General features: G+C 66.8%; 4 protein-coding genes and 1 pseudogene. 2 read left to right on the top strand and 3 right to left on the bottom strand.

Annotated elements, in window-relative coordinates; all coding sequences use genetic code 11:
• A pseudogene (locus EQG76_RS32320) lies at positions 1-226 on the top strand (hypothetical protein); the annotation flags it as partial.
• Between the two features lie 455 nt (positions 227-681).
• Positions 682-3,087: an ATP-binding protein gene (locus tag EQG76_RS17950; RefSeq protein ID WP_159715757.1), complete on the top strand. Its 2,406-nt coding sequence runs from the start codon at positions 682-684 to the stop codon at positions 3,085-3,087.
• Between the two features lie 247 nt (positions 3,088-3,334).
• Here the strand turns inward: EQG76_RS17950 and EQG76_RS17955 are convergent, their stop codons facing one another.
• The 3 genes from EQG76_RS17955 to EQG76_RS17965 form a co-directional block, all read right to left on the bottom strand.
• Positions 3,335-4,570 carry an MFS transporter gene (locus EQG76_RS17955; RefSeq protein WP_159715758.1) on the bottom strand — a complete coding sequence of 412 codons (1,236 nt, stop codon included), beginning with the start codon at positions 4,568-4,570 and terminating at the stop codon, positions 3,335-3,337.
• Positions 4,571-4,574: 4 nt separating this feature from the next.
• Positions 4,575-5,849: an MFS transporter gene (locus EQG76_RS17960; RefSeq protein ID WP_159715759.1), complete on the bottom strand. Its 1,275-nt coding sequence runs from the start codon at positions 5,847-5,849 to the stop codon at positions 4,575-4,577.
• A gap of 229 nt (positions 5,850-6,078) precedes the next feature.
• Complete coding sequence (locus tag EQG76_RS17965; RefSeq protein WP_159715760.1) at positions 6,079-7,674, bottom strand: helicase HerA-like domain-containing protein; 1,596 nt, start codon at positions 7,672-7,674, stop codon at positions 6,079-6,081.
• Positions 7,675-7,695 lie beyond the last annotated feature (21 nt).

The following is a 7,695-nucleotide window of genomic DNA, read 5'->3' on the forward strand; positions in this document are numbered from 1 at the left end:
CGTGCGTTCAGCGGATTTTGTGCGTGTGGCCGCAAGAGTGTCGCGCGACCCGGACGTGCCTAGCCTCCTCCAGGCCTGGCTCTACGGGCAGGCACTGCCGGCATTGCCAAGCACGACCGGGGCCCACCTGCGGGCGCACGGCTCGGCCGGCCCGATGCCAGACCTGGTCGGGCTGCGCTGCACCGGCGGCGCGCACCGATCGGTCGTGAGTACGGACTGCCGCTGAGCCATCCGGCGGCTGTCCACGTTCCGGATGTGCTCACGGCAGGCATGGCCATTGCGGTGTTATCGTGCGCAATCCACACGCTGGCACACCCATTATCGCCTCTCGCGTCCTCTAGATGAGGAGATTGGTGGGAACCCAAGAACTTGCCTGCCCCTCAGCCATTGCCGTGACCGCGAACATCGTTGCCGATCCCTGGCTTCACACTTCTACGGCGCGTTGCCGCAGCACAGATGCCTGAGATCTACTTCTCGGGTACATAAACAACGTCGAAGTCGCGGATCAGTGGGCCCAATGAATAATACGATAGATGCTGCGAAACGGGGTGACCGGATTAAGCTCATTTCCAAGCTAGAAATAGGATTCTATCGGTGAATTCGTTCTTTTTCATTGCCGCTCCATAAGACTATCTCATGCCATCAATGATCCGCCGAGCTTTGGAGAAGCTGCGGCCTGCCATGCCCGCACCTGGCGTCGCTCTGGCAACTCCTCTTGCGTATTTCGCCGCCGGTCTCCTTTCGCTCACGCTGACGGAGACGCTGGACGACATTGCGGCCGTGTGGTTCGCGACGCCCATCCTGTATGCTGCACTGCTGCGCCATCAGCCGCGCATCTGGATCAGCCTCGCCATTCTGGGTGGCGTGGCGGACTTCGCCTGCGGCTACGTCAATGGAACGGACTGGCGGGTGGGAGTGGGGAACGCAGCCATCGGGGCCGGTGAGGCACTGCTCGGCGCCTGGCTGATCCGACGATTCGGCGGTCCCGGCTGGAGCATCAACACGGCGCGTGGTGCGGTGATCTTCGCGCTCGTCGCCATTCTTCTTCCTGTGGCCTCTGCGGCCGTGGCGGCGGCTCAGCTCTTCTTCCGGGGACTTGCGCCCTTCGGCATGGTCTGGTCGACTTGGTACACGTCGGAGGTCCTCGGCCTGCTGCTTGTGGTGCCTTTCGTGCTGAGTTGGACGGAGCCGGGCCTGTGGCGGGAGAGGATGAGGCGGTCAGTGATCGAAGCCGCGCTCCTGAGTTGTCTCATGGCAGCCCTCGCCGCCCTGATCTTCGCCGAGAATCTCCTTCCCACGTACTTTACCTTTCCGCTGCTGCTATTTGCCACTTTTCGAACGGGGCTCCGAGGAAGCTCGCTCATGGTGATCGTGCTGGGGCTCCTTGCCATCCAGTTCACCATGGCTGGCTACGGCCCATTCTTGCGGCTTCTTCCCGGTGCCGACACGATTGAGCTGATGTTCGCGCTCCAGCTCTATCTGGCGGTGGCGCTGCTTTCGTCCCTGCCGGTCGCGGTGGTTCTGTCGCAGCGCGAGGTGATGATCAGCGAACTGCTCTCTGCGAAGGAGGCGGCAGAGGCGGCAGGCCGCGCCAAATCGCAGTTTCTGGCCGCCATGAGCCACGAGATCCGCACACCGATGACGGGCGTGCTGGGCATGGCCGACCTCCTCGCCGCCGAGCCACTGGAGCCTCGGCAGCAGGCATACCTGCGTGCCATCCGCACGTCCGGTCAGCATCTCCTTCACGTGATCAACGATGTCTTGGACTTCTCGCGCCTGGAGACTGGCGGTGTCGTCCTGGAACAAGCCGACTTCTCGGTGCCGGAACTGCTGGAGCAGGTGCGGCTGATCATGTCGCCGCAGGCTGCGGAGCGTGGGTTGCGGCTGGACTTCGATCTCGACGAGCACTCCCCGCTAGTCGTGCGGGGCGATCCGGCGCGGCTGCGGCAGGTCCTGGTGAATCTGATCGGCAATGCGCTGAAGTTCACCTGCGAAGGCGGCGTCCAGGTCAGGATCTGGCACATCCCGCTGGCGGACGGCAGGGTGCAGTTCCATTTCGAGGTCGAGGATACGGGTATCGGGATCGCCGAGGAGCGACTGAAGCAGTTGTTCCGGCCGTTCACTCAGGCGGATCAGTCGATCTCGCGCCGGTTCGGCGGCAGCGGGCTGGGCCTCGCCATCTGTCGGCAACTGGTGACGGCCATGGGCGGCGAGATCGGTGCGGCCAGCGTGCCAGGCCGGGGCAGCCGCTTCTTCTTCAGCCTTCCCTTTGCACCCGGCGACGTGATCGTGGCTGCCCGGAAGATGTCGGCACCCGCTTTTAGCCCGAAGCAGCCGCTACGGATTCTGGTCGCCGATGACGTGGAGATCAACCGGGATCTCCTGCATGCGGGTCTGACCAAGGAAGGCCATAGCGTGTCGTTTGCCACGAATGGCGAGCAGGCGGTGGCGAAGGTTGCGGGGGAGGACTTCGACGTCGTGCTGATGGATGTGCAGATGCCGGTCATGGACGGGATCGAGGCAACACGGAGGATCCGCAGCCTGCCCCCGCCACGCAACGAGGTTCCGATCATCGCCGTGACAGCCAACGTGATGGAGGCGGAGCGGCAGCGCTGCTTCGCAGCGGGCATGAGCCAGGTCCTGACGAAGCCGGTGATCTGGGACGACCTGTTCCGCGCGCTGCCGACCGCGCCGAAGAATGTCCAACCCGCGCAAGTTCCAGAAGACCGGGCACCGGAGTCTGACGAGCCGCTCCTCGACCGGGAACGGATCGAAGGACTGAAGGCTATGGCTGGACCGGAGAAGCTCACGCAGTTCCTGAGCGGCGCGCTGAGTTCCGCAGAGCAACTGGCGGCTGAGGTCGAGAGGCTGCAGGACGACCTGCAGGCGGTGGCCGGCCCGGCGCATCGGCTGGCAGGCACGGCGCCGAGCTTTGGCCTCCTGCGCATCGGCGTGCTGGCCCGATCGATCGAGCAGCAAGCCAAGGCTGGCCATGAGACAGGTGATCTGGTCGTCCGCCTACGGCAGGCAATCGGGGCAACCAAGGAGGAGATAGGGCGCCTGCAGCTGTTGCCGTCATCCCATTAGAGACTCTGCCCCAGCAAGGGGACCGCGACCGCAGCAGAGTCGCCGGAAACGACAGGTTCCCAGGTTGCCGGAGGCCTGCTGACAGAGCTGGACTGTTGAGTTCATTGATATTCTTGGGTTCGTGCGTGCAACACCTGTATCCTTGGATGCACCTGGCACCGAACCGCTCCGGAAAGAACAACCAGTATGGCAGGAACCAGCGCTCAAGCAAAAATTGACGCTGCGGCCCAGAGCAGCTCAATCCTATTCAGGTGACCGCGGCCTTGGCAGTCGGGCGGCCGGCCAGCAGCACGGCCAGGATGAACGCGGCCGCCAGGACCACGGTGGCAGGGGTGATGGCCCACATTACCCAGTCATAGCTGCCGGTCGCCGCCCAGAGCAGGGCGGCCCCGACCGGTGCGGCCGCGCGCACGACCGTGGCGGGCACCGACAACAGGCCGTTCACCGCGCCATAGTTCGTACGCGTCACCATCTCCGGCACGGCGATGCCGCGCACGATGGTCATGATGCCGTTGGCGGTACCGTACACCGCGGTGATCAGCACGATCAGGGCGAGGCTGGGCGGGGCCAGGGTCAGGGCCAGGAAGGACAGGGGAAAAGCAAGGGCGGTGGCGATCCCCAGCCGACCGACCGGGATCCTGGGCGCGAACCGCCAGAGCAGCATGCGGGCAGCCACCTGGGTGGGGCCGATCACCGTCATGGCCAGCACCACGTCACCGGTGGCGAAGCCCCGCTCCAGCAGGATCGGGTAGAGGTGGAACAGGAAGGCGGAGAGTGCGGCCGACTGCGCGGTGAACGCCAGGGCAAGCGCCCAGAACACCGGCAGGCGCAGGATGTCGCGGGTGCTGAGCGCCGCCGGCCGCGGTCCATCGGAGGGTCCCAGCCGCTCGACCCGGTCGAGGCTCCGGTCGATCACCAGGAAGTTGAGGCTGGCGGTGAGGAGGAGATTGACCGCGGCCAGCACGAGCAGGGTGGTGCGCCAGCCCTGATGGTCCAGCAGCAACTGGATGATCGGCAGGAACACGGTGCTGGAGAAGCCGCCCCACATGGTGAGCGCGGTGATCCCGCGCCTGGCCTCCGTCGGCCCGAACCGGCGCGCGGCCACCGCGAAGACCGGGTCGTAGAACACGGCGGCCTGGACCAGGCCAAGTGCCCCTAGGATCAGGTAGTAGGGCAGCAGCGAGTCCACCTGCGACCAGAGCAGCAGCAGGAGGCTGCCGAGCACCGCACCCCCGCCCATCACCGCTCGGCCATGGCCGCGGTCGATCACGACGCCGACCGGCCAGGCCGCCAGGGCCGCCACGATCAGGCCCAGGGCCGCGGCGCCATAGATCACCGGCTTGCCCTGGCCCAGATCCCGCGCCATCGCCTCACCGATCAGCGGGAAGCCGTAATAGAGCGAGCCGTAGGAGCAGATCTGGCCGATGCCGAGGCCGGTGAGGAACCAGCGCTCGCTCTTCAGGCCCTGCCCGCCTGTGGTCACCCGCTCAGCCGCGCGGGGCGGCGCGCTGGCGCATCCGGGACGTCTCCAGGTTCGGCAGGAACCAGGTCAGGATGCCGATCAGCGGCAGGAAGGAGCAGACCTGATAAACGAAGGCGATGCTGGTGTGGTCGGCCAGCCAGCCGAGCAGCGCGGCGCCCAGGCCGCCCATGCCGAAGGCGAAGCCAAAGAACAGGCCGGCCACCATGCCAACCTTGCCCGGCAGCAGTTCCTGGGCATAGACCACGATCGCGGGGAAGGCCGAGGCCATGATCAGCCCGGTCAGGATCGCAAATACGTCGGTCCAGAACAGGTTGGCATAGGGCAGGGCCAGGGTGAACGGCACCACGCCCAGGATTGAGATCCAGATCACCAGCTTGCGCCCGATCGCGTCGCCGATCGGCCCGCCCAGGATCGTGCCGGCAGCGGCAGCGCCCAGGAACAGGAACAGATGGACCTGCGCGCTCTGCACCGACAGGTCGAACCGGTCCATCAGGTAGAAGGTGTAGTAGCTGGAAAAGCTCGCCATGTAGAAATTCTTGGAGAAGGTCAGCAGGATCAGGATGGCGAGCGAGATCTGCACCATCCGCCTGGACACGGGCGAGACCAGCGCCTTGACGACACTCTTGGCGCGCCGGGCGATCAGGTGGCGATTGTACCAATTGCTCATGTAGGACAGGATCGCGATGCCGATCACCGCGGCCAGGATGAAGAACAGGACGTTCTGCCGGCCGTAGGGCACCACGATGAAGGCCGCGAGCAGCGGCCCGATCGCGGTGCCGAAATTGCCGCCGACCTGGAACAGCGACTGGGCCAGGCCATGGCGGCCGCCTGACGCCAGGCGCGACACCCGCGATGCTTCCGGATGGAACACGGACGAGCCGACGCCGATCATGGCCGCCGCGATCAGCACGCTGGTAAAGCCGCCCGCGAAGGCCAGCAGGACCAGGCCCACCAGGGTGAAGCCCATGCCGACCGGGAGCGAGAACGGCATCGGATGCTTGTCGGTCCACATGCCGACGAAGGGCTGGAGCAGCGAGGCGGTGAGCTGGAAGGCCAGCGTGATGATGCCGATCTGGACGAAGTCGAGCTGGAAGTCGTCCTTGATGAGCGGATAGATCGACGCCAGCATCGACTGCATCATGTCGTTCAGCAGATGGCAGACGCTGGCGGAGATCAGGATCGCGATCGCGATGTCACCACCCGACCGGTCGGGGGCGGTGACTGGAGCGCTCAGGGGCTCGGCGGTGAGCGTGCCGGAGGCCGTGGGGCCGGAAGCCATGGAATACGTCACCCAGAAGGTCGGTGCCCGTCAGGCCGGGCGAGGGCGCGTCCCGGAAGCTGGCCAGGTGATTGTTCACGGCCCGGAATCCTGGATCGCGCAGGACAGGCAACCTGATCCCGTCCCGTCTGGATGTCCACTACTCTTGTCAGGTCGAGCGTGCCGCCAGGGCCGCACCCGACAGTAAGACGGCAGTCACGCGCAAATTGTGCCGAGACAATCGCAGCATTCAGCGGCCGCCCTTCAACAGCGAGCCCAGCACGCCGCGGATCAGCGCGCTGCCCATCCGGGAGCCCAGCGAACGGGCCATGGACGAGGCCATGTTTCTGACCGCCGTGGTGGCGATCTGCTCGGCCATGGAGGCCGGCGGTGCGCGGCGACTGCCACTCTGCCACCGGGCGGCCGGTTCCGGTCGGGGCTCGGGCGGCGGGTAGCGGTTACCCCCAGGAGGTCGGGCGCCGGTCCGGCCCAGCGCCGCATCCAGCCTTGCCGCAAGCGCGGGGTCGACCGTGCCGGCCGCGGCCGCGGGAGGTGCGCCGGCGGTGCCGGCCCGCGCCGCCAGGAGCTCTGCCGCGGACTCCCGGTCGATCGTCTGGTCGTAGCGGCCGGCCAGCGGGCTTGCCGCCAGCTCTGCCTTGCGCTCCTCCGCGGTGAGCGGGCCGACCCGGCTGCAGGGCGGTGCGATTAGGGTGCGCTGCACTTCGCCGGGCACGCCTTTCGCATCGAGGGTCGAGACCAGCGCCTCGCCGATGCCGAGCTCAGTGATCACCGTGGCCGTGTCGAAGGCCGGGTTGGCCCGGAAGGTCTCGGCCGCGGTCCGCACCGCCTTCTGGTCGCGCGGGGTGAAGGCGCGCAGCGCGTGCTGCACCCGGTTGCCGAGCTGGCCCAGCACCTGGTCGGGCACGTCCGCCGGGTTCTGCGTGACGAAGTAGACGCCCACCCCCTTGGAGCGGATCAGCCGGACCACCTGCTCGATCTTGTCGAGCAGCACCTTGGGCGCGCCGTCGAACAGAAGATGCGCTTCGTCGAAGAAGAACACGAGCTTGGGCTTGTCCAGGTCGCCGGCCTCGGGCAGCTCCTCGAACAGCTCGGACATCAGCCAGAGCAGGAGGGTGGAATAGAGTCTGGGGCTGTGCAGCAGCCGGTCGGCGGCCAGCAGGCTCACCTGGCCGATCCCGTCCGGCGTGGTGCGCATTAGGTCGGCGAGCGCCAGGGCCGGCTCGCCGAAGAACCGGTCGCCGCCCTGCTGCTCCAGCACCAATAGGGCCCGCTGCACGGCACCCACCGAGGCCTTGCTGACATTGCCGTACGTGGCGCGCAGCTCGTCCGCCCGCTCGGCCACCTCGTTCAGCATGGCGCGCAGGTCGGCAAGGTCGAGCAGCAGCAGCTTCTCCTCGTCGGCGATCCGGAAGACGATGTTGAGGATGCCCTCCTGCACCTCGTTCAGCTCGAGCAGCCGGGCGAGCAGCAAGGGGCCCATCTCGGCCACGGTGGTGCGCACCGGATGGCCCTGCTCGCCGAACACGTCCCAGAACAGGGTAGGCACGCCGGCCGGCACCCAGTCCGGTATGGCGAGCTCGCGGGCGCGCTGGGCGAGCCTGGTGTCGGTGGCGCCCGGCTTGGCGATGCCGGAGAGATCACCCTTCACGTCGGCCGCGAACACCGGCACCCCGGCCTTCGCGAAGCTCTCTGCGAGCCTCTGCAGCGTCACGGTCTTGCCGGTGCCGGTGGCACCCGCGACCAGGCCGTGGCGGTTGGCCTGGCGGAGAAGGAGGCGTTGGTCGAGGGTTCCGGCCTTGCCAATCAGGATGTCGGACCCACTCATCACGCCTCCCCGCCATGTGAC

Source organism: Geminicoccus flavidas, from assembly GCF_009806515.1.
GTDB classification, from domain to species: domain Bacteria; phylum Pseudomonadota; class Alphaproteobacteria; order Geminicoccales; family Geminicoccaceae; genus Geminicoccus; species Geminicoccus flavidus.